Raw genomic sequence first — 877 nt, 5'->3', positions numbered from 1 at the left:
CTCCACCTCAGCAGCGTTGCCGCGCGCAGCGTAGCCCGCCTCGACATAGGCGCGAGATTGTGGAAGGCCTTCGGCGAGGCCAAAGCAGAAACGCTCCTGGCGTATGTTCAATTTTGCATTTGACATTGCGGTGCCAGAATACTGCAGCCGACGGCCTTCTGCTATCCTGAAGAGCTCTGGGCGTACCATTCTCGCGCCATTGCGCCATCGGTGCGCCATCGGGGAAATACAATTGGCGCACTAAATGCGCCATTGAATTTCCTTAGGGCACCTACGGTAATGGCGCACCGCTTTTTTGCGCCAATGGTGCGCCATCAGATTTTCCCAATGGCGCAAGTCCAGAATGCACTTCAGGTGACCTGTCCCGGACGTTTCATGTCGTCAACATGGAGCCCCTCGCGGTCCTTTCGAGTCACGGGGCTGTGATATGTCTCCTTGAGTAGCACCCGGTTCTTGACCCATGTCGCGATGATGTCGCGACATTGTTGGTCGCTCTTCTTGGAGACGTGTTTCTGAACCACTTTCCAAGCTGCGCGGGCCTTTGCGGCACCAGCGTCGGAGTAGCGTTCTCCGTCCGGCATGCCTGCGTCAATGTCATTCAGAATCCGGTTTACCAGGTCATCGGTCAGCCCCTCCCACGTTTCCGGCGGGAACCACTGCTCGATGGTTTGGACATTGTCGCCATCAGGATACAGGTCGTTGCCGTTGTGTAGTGCAACGCTGGTCAGCTTGAACCATTTCGCCGAGGCAGCAGGCGGTGTGATGTTGACCTTCCCACTGTCCATACGAACGTAGAGCCGCCTGTCGGCAAGGGACACCCCAAATCGAGCGGCCTCTTCGTCGCTCATTGTGGTCAAGGTATAAACGAGACGGGCGC

The 877-nt window shown here is 57.2% G+C and carries 1 pseudogene; it reads right to left on the bottom strand.

Going from position 1 to position 877, the window contains the following annotated elements:
* Positions 1 to 350: 350 nt before the first annotated feature.
* Positions 351 to 877: pseudogene (locus tag EN780_RS35570) on the bottom strand (helicase RepA family protein); the annotation flags it as partial.

The organism is Mesorhizobium sp. M4B.F.Ca.ET.089.01.1.1 (assembly GCF_004022605.1).
Lineage (GTDB): Bacteria > Pseudomonadota > Alphaproteobacteria > Rhizobiales > Rhizobiaceae > Mesorhizobium > Mesorhizobium abyssinicae.
Note: the sequence above shows the minus strand (reverse complement) of the source record. Positions and strands in the feature narration are given on the sequence as shown.